This window comes from Burkholderia sp. DN3021 (assembly GCF_049805555.1).
GTDB classification, from domain to species: Bacteria; Pseudomonadota; Gammaproteobacteria; order Burkholderiales; family Burkholderiaceae; genus Burkholderia; species Burkholderia pyrrocinia_C.
This window is the reverse complement of record NZ_JBNCAB010000121.1, coordinates 1-15,726: the sequence shown is the minus strand read 5'-3', so window position 1 is coordinate 15,726 and position 15,726 is coordinate 1. Positions and strand designations below refer to the sequence as shown.

Genomic DNA, 15,726 nt, shown 5'->3' with positions numbered 1-15,726 from the left:
CCGCGAGCGAACCCGCGGTGATGCAGCCGGCCGTCAGGCACAGCGTCGCGGGGGGGGGGGGGGGGGGCCGCGGCGGGGGGGGGGGCCCGCGCGCCCCCCGCAACGCGTCGACGTTCTGGCCGATCGCGCGCTTCGGCGGGCACGTCGTCGCGTCGAGGCTGATCGACTGGTGCGCGACGCGAACGGTGGACCTGATCGTCGTCGCGCTGTACGGCGCGGCCGGGCTGGGCATCTACGCGATCGGGGCGAAGCTCTATCAGACGGCGCTGGAACTGCTGTGCCGCGCCGCGACCGACGTCGCGCTCGCGGTGCTGTCGCGTGTCGCGCACGACGCCGGGAAAATGGCGGCCACCTACGTCGACGTCACGGGGCTGGCCGCGATGGCCGCGGCGCCGCTGTTCGTGCTGATGGCCGTGTCGAGCCGCGACATCACGATCGTGCTGTTCGGTGCGCGCTGGGCCGACAGCGCCGCGATCATGACGCCGCTGATGGGGCTCGGCGCGATTCAGACCGTCCAGTTCATCAACGGCGCATTCCTGTCCGCGCGCGGCCGGCCGAACGTCGCGATGTGGCTGACGGTCGTCAAGCTCGTCCTGGTGCTGGGCGCGATGGTCTGCCTGCCGTCGCACGACGTCGCGGGGCTGGCGTGGCTGTATGTCGGCGCCGTGCTGTGCATCACGCCGCTCAGCTTCGGCGCCGTCGTCGTCGAGCTGTCGATCGATCCCCGCCGCTTGCTGGGGCGGCTGGTGCCGCCGTATCTGATTGCGCTTGGCTGCGCGCTGACCGTATCGCGGCTTGGCGCGTATCTCGGTGGCGTATCGGCTCTCGTCAGGTTGCCGCTTCAGGTCGTTTGCTTCGGCGCCGCTTATGCCGGCGCGACCTGGATATTGCGTCGTCAGGCCGCCCGGCAAACCGTGGCGATGCTGAGCGCATTGCGCGATGCGAGGAACCGGACATGAACCGCCTCGCGCCGCAGGTGCCGCGGCAACGCGCGTCGTCGTCCGGCGTATCGACGATCGGGCCGCAGGTGCGCTTCGATCTCGCGGACGCGGTCTTGCTCGTATTGCTGCTGCTGAGTTCGATCCAGTTCCTGAAGATCGGCGGCGCGCAACTGGGCCAGATGTTCGCGGTGCTCGTGCTGCCGGTGCTGCTGGTGCGGCGCCGGATCCCCGTCGGCGCGTGGGAAATCTGGGCCTTTGCGTTGTTCGTCGGCGTCGCGCTGTCGACGACCTTCCTGTCCGGCTATCCGCGCTTCAAGGCGGCCGAGCAGATCGTGAAATTCGTGTTCGTGATGCCGGCGTTCTATTTGATCGGCCGCTATTACGGCGCGCGGGCACGCACGCGGCCGTTGCCGTTCGGCTATGTCGCGATCGCGGCGTTCCTGGCGTTCCAGTACGCGCTGCAGTATTTCAACGTGCCGGTGCTGTACGAAAAAGTCGACTTCATGCAGAACGCGGTTCACGGTTCGTTCAAGGAGCGCAACTGGTTCGCGGCGTTTTTCTTCCTGACCGCCTACGCGTGTTTCCTGCAGTCGCGGCGCCACATTCCCGACGTCGTGAAGTTCGTTGCGCTCGCACTCGTCGTGACGCTGCTGAGCGAATCGAAGACGGTGCTGATCGCGTGCGGGATCGTGATCCTGCTGCAGGTGCGCGGCTATTTCTTCGCGAAAGTGCTGACGATGGCCGCCGGGGCAGCGTTCTATCTGTACATGTTCACGCGCGAACTGACCGGCGACCAGCTTCAGGTCCGGCTGCAACAGGAGCGCGGGCTTGCCTTCACGGAATCGATCAAGCTGGTCGGCCGCGACTGGATCGGTCACGGCTTCGGCTTCGTCGAGCATTACTTCTCGCACTCGGCCGTCGCCGTCCGCGGGCTCGGCGAGGGCACGAGCGCCGTGTTTTGCGCGCCGCTGGATCTGATGCTGGTCGCCGGCCCGATCGGGCTGCTCGCATGGGCGGTGTTCTTTGCGGGCCTCGGCCAGGGCCGGCGCGCGATGGTGTTGCTCGCGCCGATCGCGGCATGGTCGCTGATCAACCCGATGCACCAGAGCGAAACGACATACCTGTTCGTCGGCTATCTCGCGTCGTTCGCATTCGTTCCGCGGACGGCACGCCGGAAAGCGCGCGCGGCGCCGCGCGTCTTGCGGCCCCGATCCATTTTCCCGTCCGGACCTACGCGATGAAATTCTCTCTCATCATGGCGACGCTCGGCCGTAGCGACGAGATCGAGCGCATGTTCGATTCGCTGCTGCGGCAGGCCTACGCCGACCTCGAAGTGATCGTCGTCGACCAGAACCCGGACGACCGGGTCGAGCGGATCGTCGACCGGTATCGCGACCGGCTGACGATCGTCCATCTGAGATCCGACAAGGGCAAGTCGCGGGCGACGAACGTCGGCCTGAAGGCCGTGACGGGCGACGTGGTCGGGTTCCCCGACGACGATTGCTGGTATCGGCCCGGGACGCTCCATGCGGTCGCGGCGCGCTTGTCCGCCGACCGGATGCTGGACGGCGTGACGGGCATGAGCGTCGACGCCGCGGGCCGGCCGTCGCAAGGACGGTGGGCGACCTCGGGGCAGACCGTCAACCGCTTCAACGTGTGGGTGTGCGCGACGTCGTACACGATCTTCCTGCGCCGGTCCGCCGTGCATGCGGCGGGGCAGTTCGACGTGGACCTCGGCGTGGGTGCGACCACGCGCTGGGGAGCGGGGGAAGAAGTCGACTTTCTGGTGCGCGCGCTGCAGGCGGGGTGCCGGATCGACTACGACCCGCATCTGCGTGTCCATCATCCCGAGCCGCTCGCCGTGCTCGACGAGCAGGCCTATGCGCGCGGCCGGCGCTACAACCGCGGGTTCGGGCATGTGCTGCGCATCAATCGCTATCCGCTCGCCTACGTCCTTTACATGATCGCGCGGCCTGTCGCCGGCTGCCTGCTGTCATGCGTGCGCCGCAATCCCCGGCGTGCGAAGTACTACTGGATTGCCGCGTCGCATCGACTGCTTGGCTGGATGGATTGAACGATGAGCACGATCTTCGCCGCTTCGACCGAATGCACCGACCGCGCCGAGCATGCCGAGCGCGCGCCCCTCACGGTCTACGCCGACACGCGCTGGCCGGTCGGAACCGGCATCCACAACGTGATGACGGCCTATGCCGAGCGCGCGCCGTCGACCGTCCGCATCGATCCGCTGCCGGTCGGCGGCGGTGTCGCGCACCCGCTGTCGCCGCTCGCGTTGAGCCGCGCGCTGAGGCGGCTGCCGGCCCGCAACGCCGTGTTCTGGAATCCCGGGTTCGTCCCGGCCGCGTTGCCCGATTTCCCGTCGATCGTCGTGGTGCACGACCTCACGCATCGCCACTTCTACACGCGCGCGCACCGCTTCTACTACGACACGGTGCTTCGGCCGCTGTACCGGCGTTGCACCGCGATCGTCTGCGTGTCCGAGTTCACGCGCGACGAATTCCTCCGCTGGTCGGGCATGCCGCCGGATCGCGTTCACGTGATCCACAACGGGACCGACGCTGCATACCGGCGCAACCGCGACACGCTCGACTATCCGTTTCCGTACGTGCTCTATCCGGGCAACCGGCGCAATTACAAGAACCTGCATCGGTTGATCGAGGCATTCGGCGCGAGCGGGCTGTTGTCGCTCGGCGTGCGTCTGATGCTGACCGGCAACCCCGACCCGGCGCTGCTTGCGCACGCCGCGCGGCACCGATGCGCGGACGGCCTCGTGTTCGCGGGGGTATTGCCGAACGATGCGATGCCGAAACTGTATCGAGGCGCGCTGTTCGTCGCTTTCGTGTCGCAGTACGAAGGTTTCGGCCTGCCGATCCTCGAGGCGATGGCATCCGACGTACCCGTGCTGACCTCGAGCGTGTCGGCGATGCCGGAAGTGGCGGGTACCGCCGCGATGCTCGTCGACCCGTTGTCGGTCGTCGACATCGCGGCCGCCATGCGCCGGCTCGGCACCGAGGCCGTGTGGCGGGACGCGCTCGTCGCGCGAGGCCGGGAGCAGACCCGCCGGTTCGACTGGGACACATCGGCGCGCACGTTCTGGCGGCTCGTCGAGCAGGTCGGCGCGTCGGCATGACGCGCACGGCAACGAACAGAGCCGGGCAAACCGGCCGACACAATCCACCACGGCGCGGGGTATCACGATGGAAACCGAAGGAAGAATCAGCGTCATCGTCGTCAATTACGGCACGCCCGACCTGACGATACGATGCGTGGCGTCATTGACGTCGTTGCGCGTCGCACTCGCCGACGACATCGTCGTCGTCGAGAATGCGTCGCCGGACGACTCGTACACGCGGTTGCGGCACGCGTTGCCGCGCGGCGTCAGGCTGCTGCGCGCCGCCTGCAATCGCGGCTTCGGCTCCGGCGTGAACTTCGGCATGGCGGCCTGCCGGCGCGACTACGTGCTGGTGGTCAATCCCGATACGCGTTTCAGCGAGAACGGGCTGGCGAAAGTGCTGGAGCTGTTCGAGACACGGCCGGAGGCCGGGCTCGTCGGGCTCGACCTGCAGTACCCCGACGGCCGGCGCCAGTATTCGGCGCGACGGTTCTACAGCTGGCTCGACATCGTCGCGCGACGCACCGCGCTCGGCCGCTCGGGCCGCTTTCGCGCGCGGATGGACCAGCACCTGATGATCGATGCATGGTCGTGCGGCAACCCGTTCGATGCCGAATGGGTGATGGGAACGGGATTCGTCGTGCGGCGCGACCTGTTCGAGTCGCTCGGCGGCATGGACGAATCGTATTTCCTGTACATGGAGGATGTCGATCTGTGCGCGCGGACCTGGCTGGCCGGCTATCGGGTGCTCGGCATGCCGGGCGTCACGCTCGTGCACGATCATCAACGACAGTCGGCGGCGAGCCCCGTGTCGCGAGCGGGGCGGCATCATCTGCGCAGCCTGTGGCGGTTCTACCGCAAGTTCCACGTGCCGCTGTCGTTGCCGCCCGGCGTCTCGCGGATCGCACGGCAATGAGGCCTGCCGCGCCGGTTCGTGTCGTCGCGCGTGCCGCGGCTGTCGCGTTGTGCGCGATGGCCGCGCGCGGCGGCGCTTGCGCGCAGCCGGTGCGGCCGCCGCACGACGCGAACGTCGTCGCCGGAAGGCCGCCGGTGTCGGCGCCGCGCGTGCTGCTCGCGCAGGGTGGCATCGCCCGCTACATCGTGCGCGCCGGTGCGACGGATGCCGTGACGCGACATGCGGCGGACGAGATTGCCGACTACCTGTCGCGGATCAGCGGCGCGTCGTTCGCCGTGTCGGACGACGGGCAAGACCGGACGCCGGCCATTGTCGTCGGCGGCGAGCATGCGGCGGAACGATGCCGGTCGGCACACGCGGCGCCGCTGGGCAGCGACGGCTTCGTCGTCTGCCGCAGCGGCGACGACCTCGTCGTGGCCGGCGACACCCCGCGCGGCACGCTGTTCGGCGCGTACTGGTGGCTCGACCGCAAGCTCGGCGTGAAGTGGCTCGCGCCCGATGCGACCGAGGTGCCGCAACAGGCCGAGTTGCGCGTCGACACGACACCCGTCCGGCAGGTTCCGCGCTTCGCGTATCGGGAGGTGTTGAGCGCGGAAGGGGAGGACAAGCCGTTCCGCGCGCACAACCTGCTGAACGGCGAGTCGCACGGCACGTCGTATCGCGCTTCCCCGCCCGGTATCGACATGTGGGATCGCAGCTGGCTCGCGCGGGGCGGCGATGCGGATTTCTGGACGCTCGTGCCGCGTGACCGGTATGCGGCCGCGCATCCCGACTGGTATGCCGGCGGGCAACTCGCGATGATGTCGGCCGACGTCCGCGCCGCGATGGCGGCCGGGATCGCGAAGCGCCTGAAGCGGCAACCCGACCCGAGCCGCATCTGGTTCGGCATCCGCGACATGGACTGGGGCTGGGATCTGGATGCAGCCAGCCGCGCGTTTGCCGACGCGCACGGCGGTGCGCCGTCGGCGGCGTTTCTCGATATGGTGCGGGACGTGGCGGCGCGGGTCCGGCAGGAGGTTCCCGGCGCGCGTTTCGCGATGCCGGCCTATCACTGGGGCTTCACGCCGCCGGACGGCATGCAGGTTCCGGATTACGTTCGCGTGTATCCGATGACGATCCAGGTCGACTACGGCGTCGCGCTGAACGAGGACCGCAACGCATCGCTGCGCGACGGTCTGCGCAAATGGAGCGACATCGCGCGGCACGTCACCGTGTGGGATCACGTCGTGAACTTCGGCGGCTACCTCCAGCCGACGCCGAATCTCTATCCGATCGGCCGCAGCATCGCGTGGCTCGCCACGTTGCCGAGCGTCGACGGCTACTTCGCGGAAGGCGACTGGCAGTCGCGCGGCGGCGAATTCGCGAGCCTGCGCGTGTGGTTGATCGCCCGGCTGCTCTGGACGCCGACCGCGGACCCGCGCACGCTCGTGCGCGAATATTGCGACGCCTATTACGGCGCGGCTGCCCCGGCCGTCGTCCGCTACATCGATCGCATGCATGCCGCGCTGCGCGCGAGCGGCGACGTGCTGGCCGAACAGACGCCGGTTGGCATGTCGATGTACACGTACGACTTCGTCCGCGAGTCGGAGCGGGATTTCGATGCGGCCGCCCGTGCCGTCGACGGCGATGCCGTGCGTAGCGCGCGCGTTCGCCAGGCGCGCATGCCGCTCGATTTCGTGATCCTGGCGCTGCGCGACCGCTACGCGGCGCGCGCCGCGCAGGAAGGCTGGGACCTCGATATCCGCGGGCGGCGCGCGCGTTTCGACGCGGCGATCTCGGCTGCGGGCGTTCGTCAGTATCGGCAAAGCGGCAATCTCGCGGCACTCGGCGCATTGCTCGATCTCGACCGCCATCCCGTCGTCGCGCCGCCGCTCGTGGCGGGCCTCGCCGACAGCGACTGGCGAGCGATCGATGTTTCGCGCGTGAATCTTTACGACAGCGCGCGCGTGGTGGCCGACCCCGCGGCGCTCGACGGCGCCGCGATAGCGATACGCGGCGATTCCGGCGTCTGGGCAATCCAGCTCAAGCTCGACAAGCTGCCGCGCGACGGGCGCTGGGATCTCTACGCGTCGGTGCGTGTGCCGGAAGGCGGCGCTGCGGGTGGTGCTGACGCTGCGGCCGTGCGGGTGGGCGCCTACCCGCCGATGACGCTGCGCACCGACACGCCGGCGCGCACGCTCGACGACGCGCGATTCGGGTGGCTGCCCATCCCGGGCGGCCCGTTTGCGTATGACGCCGATCACGAGAAGGGCATTTACGTCCACGGAGTCGGATTCGCGCGAGGGCAGTCCGTGCGCGTCGGCACCTTCATCGCCATTCGTCATGGTGCGCCGGGCGGCACGCTGCCGTCGGTTCCGCTCAAAGGGAACGCCTCATGAAAGTTGCCATCGTTTCGCCCATTCCGCTGTTTCCCGTCAATGCCGGCAATCGCAGTCGCGTGTTGAATCTCGCGCGGGCGGTCAAATCGCTCGGCTGCGACGTGCATTTCGTCTATCTGGAATCGCGCCAGACGGGCGGCATGGACCTTGACGCGCATCGCCGGGAGTTCGGTGCCGACCGCGTGTCGATATTGCGCCGCGCGGGCCTCGCGCTGGCGCTGTATCGCGCCAAGCGGGTGGCCTGGCTGGCGCGTCGTCTCGCCGCGAAAGCGGCCGGCAGCCGGCATGCGTACTACACGGGGCTCGACGAATTATTCAGCGAGCGCTTTACCGGGCAGTTGCGCGCGCTGCAGCACCGCCATGCATTCGATGCCGTGTTCGTCGAATATGTGTTCTATTCGCGCGCGCTCGATGCGTTTCCCGATACGGTGGTCAAGGTCATCGATACGCACGACATCTTTGCGGACCGGCATGTGCCGTTCATCGGCCGTCCCGGCGCGAAGCGCTACATGTTTTCGATTCCGCCGCAACGGGAGTGCGACGGATTGCGCCGCGCGCATGTCGCGCTGGCCATCCAGGCCGAGGAAGGCGACCTGCTGGCGGCGCGTCTCGGCAGCGGCGACACCCCGGCGGTCGCGGTACTGAGTCATCTGCTCGCGTTTCCGCCACAGGTGGACTGTGCCGCGCATGCCGACGCGACTTTCCTCGGCAGCGACAACCAGCCGAATCGCGACGCCGTCAAATACTTCGTCGACGAGATCCTGCCGCATATCGTGGCCCGGCTGCCGGAGTTTCGCCTGCATCTCGCCGGCACGATTGCCGCGGCCGTCCCTGACGGGCCGCATATCGTCAAGCGCGGCCCCGTCGCCGAGCTGGGCGACGCATTCGCCATCGCACCGATCTCGATCAATCCGATGCTGCTCGGCACCGGCATCAACATCAAGCTGCTCGAAAGCATGGCGCTCGGCGTGCCGATCGTCAGCACCCGGACGGGCGCGCGTGGCCTCGGCGAGCATGACCTGCACGGGGTGACCGTCGTGCGCGACGGCGATCCGCAGGGCTTTTCGGATGCGGTCGTCCGGCTCGCGACGGACCGCGCGCATCGTATCGCCGAGGGTGCGGCGGCGCGCGATTCCGCGCGAGCCTGGCACGACGCGCAGCTTCGCGTGCTTCGCGAGACGCTCCGGCGGCGGCCGCCCGTCGCCGCACCGGCCTGACGGATGCATCCGTCGAAACCACCGAATCATTCAGGGGAACCGAACATGTCGAAACTGGCCGATCTGAAGCAGCGGCTTCGCGTGTGGTTGTATGTCAAGCGATTGACCATGCAATGGCGTCGTGAGGCCGCGCGGCGCGTCACGGGCGACGACGGCGCATCCGGCGCCCATCTGCTGATCCTGCCGGGCGATCCGTGGACGCTGGTCGGCTCGAAAGGCGATGAAGCGATGCTGCGCGCGGTCGTCGAGCGGTTGCGGCAGGCGAACGGCGCGTTGAAGGTGTCGGTCGTCACGGCCACGCCTGCGGCAGCAGACGCGGCGACGCAGCTCGGTTTGCATGCGGTCGACGCATGGAACGAGCCATGGCGCCTGACGGACACGGTCGAACGGCTTGCCGCGCTGCGACCCAGCGCGGTGGTCGTCATCGGCGCCGACGTGATGGACGGCTACTATTCGCCGATTACGTCGCTGAGGTTGCTGGCAACCGCGGATCTGCTGGTCAGGCGCGGCGTGCACGGCACGATTCTCGGCTTCAGCTTCAATCGCTTGCCGTACATGCCGTTGCGGCATGCATTCGATCGGATCGACGCGCGGCTGCTGGTCAATGTTCGCGACGGCGTTTCGCTCGATCGATTCAGGCATTTCAGTTCGGCGAGCGCGGAGCTCGTGGCGGATTCCGCCTTCATGCTTCAGCCGGACGATTCGTCCGATTGCGTCAGGGGCACGGCCGCGTGGGCCGAGTCTCGCCGCGCGGCGGGCGATGTCGTGATCGCATTCAACCTTCACCCGATGCTGATCCGCCGGGCCAGCGACGACGATATCGCTGCGCTGGTCGCGTCGGCACAGGAAGCCATTCGCGAACTCGCGAAGCTTCATCGGATCAGCATCGTGCTGCTGTCCCACGACTATCGCGGCCGGGACGGCGACGATACCTGTCTCGAGCCGCTGCATCACGCATTGGCCGCGACGATGGGCGAGCGGCTTTGCTACCCGCGCACCAGGATGTCGGCGGCGGAGCTGAAGGCCATTTCAGGGCAGGTGGACGGCGTGGTCACCGGGCGCATGCATCTCGCGATCGCCAGTCTTGGCATGGGTGTGCCGGTCGCCGCGCTGACCTACCAGGACAAGTTCCAGGGGCTCTTCAGTCATTTCGGTCTGCCGGAGAGCTTCTTGCTGAAGCCCGAGGACGCGATGCGCGCCACGCATCTGGCGGCGGTACTGGACCGGTTCGTGTCGGCGCTTCCGCAACTGCGCAATCAGGTGCGCGCCGCGCTGCCGCGCGTAACGGAGGCGTCATCCAGAAACCTGCGCGGCGTGATCCATGCGATCCGGCCTTCGTGAGCGGTTTCCGCGATATTTTTCCCGCATTCGCAGCAGCGCGGCATGACGCGCGCGATCATGCCGGCGTGACTCAAGTGAGCTGAATTCCAGAGGCATCGTTTCACATGCGGAATCCAAACGAAGATCCGGTTGATCCCCACAGTTCGGGGCTCAAGAAAAAAGCGCATTATCGTGCGCCGGCGCTCGAGAAGGGCCTCGATATTCTCGAGTTGCTCGTCGATCGCCAGTTCGGCATGGCGCAGGCGGACATTTGTCGCGCACTGAAGCGCAGCCGGAGCGAACTGTATCGGATGATGCAGGTGCTCGAGGAGCGGGGATACATCTACAGGGTGGATCGTTACGACCGTTACGCGCTGACCATGAAGCTGTATTTTCTCGGACAGCATCATGCGCCGACACGATCGCTCGGCGCGCTGGTCACGCCGCTCCTGCAGCAGTTCGCATTGCAGACTGTCCAGTCGTGCTACCTGACGGTATTCGACGGCGACACGATGGTTGTCATCGCAACGGCCAGCGCTGAAACGGAATGGAACCTCGCGGTCCGGGTCGGCACGCGCGTTCCGCTGCACGGCAGTGCCGTGGGAGAGATGTACCTGGCTTTTCAGGACGAAGACGTGCGAACCCGTTTGCTCCGGAACATCGGGCACGATGTCGAGTCGTGGAGCCAGCGGCGTAGCGATGGCGCATTGCCGGCCCATCGGGGCGACGGCCATATCTGCCGCCCGAACGAGCGCATTCCCGGCATCACGGATATCGCAACGCCGATCGTCGACAAGTCGGGCTCGGCAATCGCGATCCTCGCTTGCCCATACCTGGCGCTCTCGGGAGAAGCCGGGGCGATGTCGATCAGGCAGATCGGCATCGCGCTGTGCGAAACGGCGCAGCGCATCTCCGCGACGGTCGATCAGCGGTTCATGCAATCTGCGGTCGAGATGCCGTCGCGTGAGCCGGCGCGGACTGCGCGTCGGGCGGGGTGACGGAATCGCGGGGATTCGTGCGGCGTGGGGCCAGCGCGTGCGATAACGCGCGATACGGGGTGGGGCGATTTAGGCGTCCGCACCCGGACGATGGAAATCGAATCTCAAGGGCCGGAACGAAAAGCCGCGCCGGTATCGGCTCCCGGCACCCGCACGGTCGCCATCGCAGCCCCTTGCGGCATGCCAGGCAGCGGCAATGCGCCACCGCAATGCCAGTGCGCGCACGATCGACGATGCGCGGCCCGTTCCTCCGTTGCAAAAAAATTCGATTGCTTATAGAAATGAACAGTTGCATGTGCGATGCACGGATTCAAGAATGAAACGTGTCGAAGGATGCAAACCCGTATCGCGCAAACCGGAAAGTATTCATAGGATAGGTAAACCGCGCGCGCATGCCGCGGCGATCGCCATCGATAGGGGGTGTCGATGGCGTCTGGAACCTGGGGGGTGACGTTTGGTGGCGGCCGCGTTGCATCGAGACAGGCGCGCGGCCGATCGCGATTGCCCGATCCGGGTCCGTTCGTTTTCACGGGGGGGCAGCATGGTGAACTGGATCAGCCGTTGGGCGATGCGTCACGCCCCGACGCCGGAAAAAACCGCCGCGTCGATGCTGGTGACTGCTCGCATGGAATTGTTCGCTGCCGAGCAGCGTGTCATCGATGCGAAATTGCGAGCAAGCTACTGGAGCACGCGCGTTGCGTTTCTAGAAGAAGTGCAGCAGCAGGGCATCGATCCGTGGGTACACGCGCTGCCGTCGCCACGGCCTGAAGCCGAGTTCACTCCGCTTGGCGCGGGCCCGCGTCTCGCCGCCGGCACGTGACGGCCATACGCTGCGTGATTGCTCGCGGTGTCTGGAAAAGGCGATCCGGTAAATGCGAATCGATTAGTCAGGACGCTGGTGGCGGACGTCGCGAAAAGTGCGCCCGCCGGCGCGGCGCTGGATTTGGCGATTGCCGCCAGTCGAGCTTTGCGAAACACGGCAACGAACCGGCCAACAGGCGGTCCAGGCCGCCCAAAGCAAGCTCGACATCCATCAGGCGCGCTGTCGAGCCGGCAGCACAGGCCACCAGGTGGTAATGGCTGACTGTCGTTGGAGAGGTGGCCAGGCGTGAACGCTCGCGGCTAGCGCGATAAGGCGTCAGGGGTACCGGCGCCTGCAGATCGCGGCGCGATCCGATCCTCTGGTCTGTTGCCATTGTTATTGCTGGAGCGTGCCGGAATGGGAAAACACGCTGATGTTCGCTTCCGTTTTGCTTTCGCCGCCGCCGTTGGCTTGGCTGCTGCGGGTTTTGTGAATGCCGACGAAGGCGCGCCGAGCCCGTCGAGTGGGCTCGGCCCGGGGCAACGCACACTCGACGCGTACGCCGTTTATGGTAATGGCCGTGCGAGCGAGGGCGGCAACATGCACTGGCGCGCTTACGAAATCGGCTTTGGCCAGGCACTGAACGATTACGCGTCGGTTTTCGTCGCCTACCTGAACGAAGGCCATCCGACGGACAACCATCGCGACGGTTTCGCGCTGCTCGGCGCGGCGCGCTTGCCGCTTGGCGGGAGGGCGGCGCTCGAGTTTGCGGCGGGCCCGTATTTCAGCATGAATACGACACACGTCGGTGATGAGGCGCGCAACGAAAAGCGTCTCGGGATCCGCGCGTCGGCTGCGTTGCGTTACGAGCTCACGCCCAATGGCATCTACCTCAAGGTGCAGTACAACCGTGTTCAGATGGCGGGCGGCCACTCATCCGATGCGGTGCTGTTCGGCATCGGCTCGGGATTCGGCGGCGACCCTCATCCGTCGCTTTCCGACGGCAGGACTCAGCTGAGCGTCTGGACCGGAACCTCGCAAACGAACCGGCCGAGGGTTCCGATCCAGAAGGGTTACCTGGTCGAACTCAAACGGCCGATCGGCAATGCCTGGGCATATTCGGCAAGCTTCGTTTACGAGGGCGTCAACGACGTCGCTGCCAGAAGGGGCGTCGCAGCCCAATTCTGGTACGTTGCGCCGATCTTGAGCAGATGGAGTCTCAGTGCCGGAATCGGCCCCTATCTTGCATACGACAAGAGTGCGCCGTCTGACCGGATGAAGCTTGCTGCGCTTTTCAGCGCGCAGATCGGCTATGAATTTACCAAGGACTGGACTGCGAATCTTCGCTTCAACCGTGTCGCGACCGGCAACAACACGGACCAGGACATGTTCATGATCGGATTGGCCCACAATTTCTGAGGCGGGGTTGCCGTGCAGGAATCCTGACAATTCTGCCGACTTCGCGTCAGTCAGGGGCTGGCCGATGGCACTGGATTTTCAGGACGAAGACGTACGAACGCGATTGCTCCGGAACATCGGGCCGGCGATGCGCTGCTTTCCGGATACGACGCGACGGCCACCCGTCCATGCAGCGCGCCGTTTCGCGGATCTACTGCGCCATTCACGAAGAAACGTCGGGGCTCGTCGCATTCGATCCCGTTATGAAAAAAGCGTGAAATGGCCTATTCGCTTTTTGCGCCGGCGCATTGGCGGCCGGCATTTCGTGCGCAGGCGCCGGTAGTCGGCAGGTTGTACGAATATCGATAATGACACTACACTGATTATCAGCCGGCGCCGGGACACGCGGTTATCCATTCCATTCAATACGCATCGCCAAGTACTAATTAAACGCGTGCCGACAATCGCCATCGAGGATGGTTGCCTTGTTCCTCAATATCCAGCGGGGGGAAAGTGGCGATGAAAATCGGGGCTGCGCATAACCCGTCAGCGGTTTGCTAGCCGAACGGCGCGCGCATGAGCACGACCGGAAGCATTCAGGCGACGTCGCTCGGGCTGCATGGCTCGAGCCCCGCGATGACCGACCTGCGCCGCTATCTGGCGAAGGTCGCGCAGACCGATACGACGGTGCTGGTGACCGGCGAAACCGGCACCGGCAAGGAGCGCGTCGCCGCCGCCGTCCATCGCCTCAGCGCCCGCACCGGCAAGCCGTTCATCGCGGTCAACTGCGCCGCCGTGCCCGACAGCCTGTTCGAATCCGAGATGTTCGGCCACGAGCGCGGCGCTTTCACCAGCGCGCAGAACGCGTTTCCCGGCCGCTTCGTCGAGGCCGACGGCGGCACGCTGTTTCTCGACGAAATCAGCGAGATGCCGCCCGCCGTCCAGGCCAAGCTGCTGCGCCTGCTCGAAGACCGCACGGTGATGCCGGTCGGCTCGCTGCGCCGACGCGCGGTCGACGTCCGGATCGTGGCCGCCAGCAACGAAAGACTGGAGGACCTGGTCGCCGAACGCCGTTTCCGCCCCGATCTGTTCTATCGCCTGAACGTCGCGCGCATCGAGATACCGCCGCTGCGGGAACGGCCCGAGGACATCGCGTCGATCGTCGATCACTTCGTCGCCGAGCACAACCAGCGGCGTGCGATGCGGGTGGGGCGGCCCGATCCGGCGTTGCTCGAATGCATGCGGCACTACCGGTGGCCGGGCAACGTGCGCGAGCTGCGCAACCTGGTCGAGGCGTTGTTCATCGATGCGCCGGAAGGGCGTCCGTTCGGGCTGGGCGACCTGCCGCCGGCGTTTCGCCGCCTGTTCGTGCAGGACTTTTCCGCCGGCGAACATGAGCGCGAGCGGCTGGTCTCGGTGCTGCGCCAGACCAACTGGAACAAGATGGAAGCGGCGCGCCAGATGAACTGGTCGCGCATGACGCTGTACCGCAAGCTGGCCAAGTACAACCTGGACGGCGGCAACACTGCATCAGTGTGACAGCGCGGCTGTCACATGGTACAGCCCGGCAGCCTTCACGCATTCCGGTCCGACCGGGAAATTCCACGGCAAATCATGCGCTTGCGTCAGCGCGCGCGGGTTGGCCCGCTCCTTGCGAAGATCGACGGACAGACCGCCCGTCGCCATGCAAGGAGGCCGTCGTGCACGTCATCGAGCCACTCCAGGACGCCCCGCCGGACCCGGCGCAGCCGGCCGGCCAGCCACGGCCGCTGCTTGCCAGTTATGCGAATTATTTCGAGGTCGGGCATAACGCGTTCGAGTTCCTGATCGATGCCGGACAGGTCGAGCCGCAGTCCGGCAACGTCCAGTTGATGAGCCGCATCGCGGTCAGCCCGGTTCACGCCAAGCTGCTGGCGCAGTTGCTCGCGCGCTCGATCGCCCAGTTCGAAGCGACGCACCACGACATCCCCGACATTGCCGACATCGCCGAACCGGAACCGGATCTGGCGATTCTTCCCCCGCAGGAATTCGAACAGCGCGCGATCGATGCGCGCAGCAAGCCGATGCTCGGCGGCCGTCGCGACGAGCCCGATCAAAACCAGAGCTGAGGACCCGACATGGCAGCGCAACTCCATCCCAACCGCATGGTCGTGACCGACCGCTTCCCGATGCTGGGCTTCACGATTCGCGTCGGCCACGCGCCGTGCGTCGCCGAACTGGTGATCGCCACCGATCCCGCGCTGTTCGTGCGCAAGGAAGGCCGCACGTCGTCGACGTTCTATACCAGCCGCGAGGACGGCCTGCTGGCGATCCCGCGCGGCGAAGCGGTGTTCATGGTGCCGCCGGCGGTGCTGGCGCGCTTCACGGGCGCGGGCCGGCTGTGGTTCGGTCTCGCCACCGCCGCGTCGCCCGATGCCGACGCGTGGACGGTGGACGTCCTGCCGAATGCCGACAGCCCCTACGTGTCGCTGTCGGGGCTCAGCGACCGGGGGTTGCGCAGGGTCCTCATGTTCCCGACGCGCGGGGGGGCCGGCGTCAGGAGCCCGCTGTTGAGCTGGGCGGGCGACGGCACCCGGCCGGGCGCCACCGCCGTGCCGGCGCCAGCCGCGCCGGCAGCCGTCTCCGC

At 66.7% G+C, this 15,726-nt stretch carries 14 protein-coding genes; all 14 read left to right on the top strand.

What is annotated here, in order from left to right:
- Positions 1-959, top strand: a 959-nt coding sequence (locus ACPUER_RS33740; protein ID WP_425133206.1) for an oligosaccharide flippase family protein, incomplete at its 5' end; no start/stop codon positions are given.
- A complete protein-coding gene (locus ACPUER_RS33735) occupies positions 956-2,182 on the top strand; it encodes a hypothetical protein (RefSeq protein WP_425133205.1) in 1,227 nt (408 codons plus the stop codon). The genes ACPUER_RS33740 and ACPUER_RS33735, both read left to right, overlap by 4 nt.
- Entirely contained in the window at positions 2,179-3,015 is an 837-nt protein-coding gene (locus tag ACPUER_RS33730) for a glycosyltransferase family 2 protein (RefSeq protein WP_310133391.1), read from the top strand. Before ACPUER_RS33735 ends, ACPUER_RS33730 begins: the two co-directional genes overlap by 4 nt.
- Positions 3,016-3,018: 3 nt before the next feature.
- The gene (locus ACPUER_RS33725) at positions 3,019-4,089 is read left to right on the top strand and encodes a glycosyltransferase family 4 protein (protein WP_175964021.1); all 1,071 of its coding nucleotides are present in this window, start codon (positions 3,019-3,021) and stop codon (positions 4,087-4,089) included.
- A gap of 67 nt (positions 4,090-4,156) precedes the next feature.
- Positions 4,157-4,987: a glycosyltransferase family 2 protein gene (locus ACPUER_RS33720; protein ID WP_425133204.1), complete on the top strand. Its 831-nt coding sequence runs from the start codon at positions 4,157-4,159 to the stop codon at positions 4,985-4,987.
- Positions 4,984-7,365 (top strand): DUF4838 domain-containing protein, encoded by a 2,382-nt coding sequence (locus ACPUER_RS33715; protein WP_425133203.1) that lies wholly within the window; start codon positions 4,984-4,986, stop codon positions 7,363-7,365. Before ACPUER_RS33720 ends, ACPUER_RS33715 begins: the two co-directional genes overlap by 4 nt.
- Positions 7,362-8,582 (top strand): glycosyltransferase, encoded by a 1,221-nt coding sequence (locus ACPUER_RS33710; RefSeq protein ID WP_425133202.1) that lies wholly within the window; start codon positions 7,362-7,364, stop codon positions 8,580-8,582. The genes ACPUER_RS33715 and ACPUER_RS33710 overlap by 4 nt, the downstream gene beginning before the upstream one ends.
- A 45-nt stretch (positions 8,583-8,627) precedes the next feature.
- A complete protein-coding gene (locus ACPUER_RS33705) occupies positions 8,628-9,923 on the top strand; it encodes a polysaccharide pyruvyl transferase family protein (protein ID WP_425133201.1) in 1,296 nt (431 codons plus the stop codon).
- A gap of 104 nt (positions 9,924-10,027) precedes the next feature.
- Positions 10,028-10,900, top strand: coding sequence for an IclR family transcriptional regulator (locus ACPUER_RS33700; RefSeq protein ID WP_425133200.1), 873 nt, complete (start codon positions 10,028-10,030; stop codon positions 10,898-10,900).
- A gap of 541 nt (positions 10,901-11,441) precedes the next feature.
- A complete protein-coding gene (locus tag ACPUER_RS33695) occupies positions 11,442-11,720 on the top strand; it encodes a hypothetical protein (protein ID WP_175964024.1) in 279 nt (92 codons plus the stop codon).
- Between the two features lie 399 nt (positions 11,721-12,119).
- Positions 12,120-13,121, top strand: coding sequence for a hypothetical protein (locus tag ACPUER_RS33690; RefSeq protein ID WP_425133199.1), 1,002 nt, complete (start codon positions 12,120-12,122; stop codon positions 13,119-13,121).
- Positions 13,122-13,676: 555 nt separating this feature from the next.
- A complete protein-coding gene (locus tag ACPUER_RS33685) occupies positions 13,677-14,639 on the top strand; it encodes a sigma-54 interaction domain-containing protein (protein WP_111021046.1) in 963 nt (320 codons plus the stop codon).
- Positions 14,640-14,800: 161 nt separating this feature from the next.
- Positions 14,801-15,208 (top strand): DUF3467 domain-containing protein, encoded by a 408-nt coding sequence (locus tag ACPUER_RS33680; RefSeq protein ID WP_034185053.1) that lies wholly within the window; start codon positions 14,801-14,803, stop codon positions 15,206-15,208.
- A 9-nt stretch (positions 15,209-15,217) separates the two neighbouring features.
- Positions 15,218-15,726: hypothetical protein (locus ACPUER_RS33675; protein ID WP_425133198.1), on the top strand; the 509-nt coding region annotated here is incomplete at its 3' end.

Excerpts from the sequence above, each read along its gene's own strand:
- ACPUER_RS33735 (WP_425133205.1), top strand. The coding sequence starts at position 956 with ATGAACCGCCTCGCGCCGCAGGTGCCGCGGCAACGCGCGTCGTCGTCC.
- ACPUER_RS33730 (WP_310133391.1), top strand. The coding sequence starts at position 2,179 with ATGAAATTCTCTCTCATCATGGCGACGCTCGGCCGTAGCGACGAGATC.
- ACPUER_RS33725 (WP_175964021.1), top strand. The coding sequence starts at position 3,019 with ATGAGCACGATCTTCGCCGCTTCGACCGAATGCACCGACCGCGCCGAG.
- ACPUER_RS33720 (WP_425133204.1), top strand. The coding sequence starts at position 4,157 with ATGGAAACCGAAGGAAGAATCAGCGTCATCGTCGTCAATTACGGCACG.
- ACPUER_RS33715 (WP_425133203.1), top strand. The coding sequence starts at position 4,984 with ATGAGGCCTGCCGCGCCGGTTCGTGTCGTCGCGCGTGCCGCGGCTGTC.
- ACPUER_RS33710 (WP_425133202.1), top strand. The coding sequence starts at position 7,362 with ATGAAAGTTGCCATCGTTTCGCCCATTCCGCTGTTTCCCGTCAATGCC.
- ACPUER_RS33705 (WP_425133201.1), top strand. The coding sequence starts at position 8,628 with ATGTCGAAACTGGCCGATCTGAAGCAGCGGCTTCGCGTGTGGTTGTAT.
- ACPUER_RS33700 (WP_425133200.1), top strand. The coding sequence starts at position 10,028 with ATGCGGAATCCAAACGAAGATCCGGTTGATCCCCACAGTTCGGGGCTC.
- ACPUER_RS33695 (WP_175964024.1), top strand. The coding sequence starts at position 11,442 with ATGGTGAACTGGATCAGCCGTTGGGCGATGCGTCACGCCCCGACGCCG.
- ACPUER_RS33690 (WP_425133199.1), top strand. The coding sequence starts at position 12,120 with ATGGGAAAACACGCTGATGTTCGCTTCCGTTTTGCTTTCGCCGCCGCC.
- ACPUER_RS33685 (WP_111021046.1), top strand. The coding sequence starts at position 13,677 with ATGAGCACGACCGGAAGCATTCAGGCGACGTCGCTCGGGCTGCATGGC.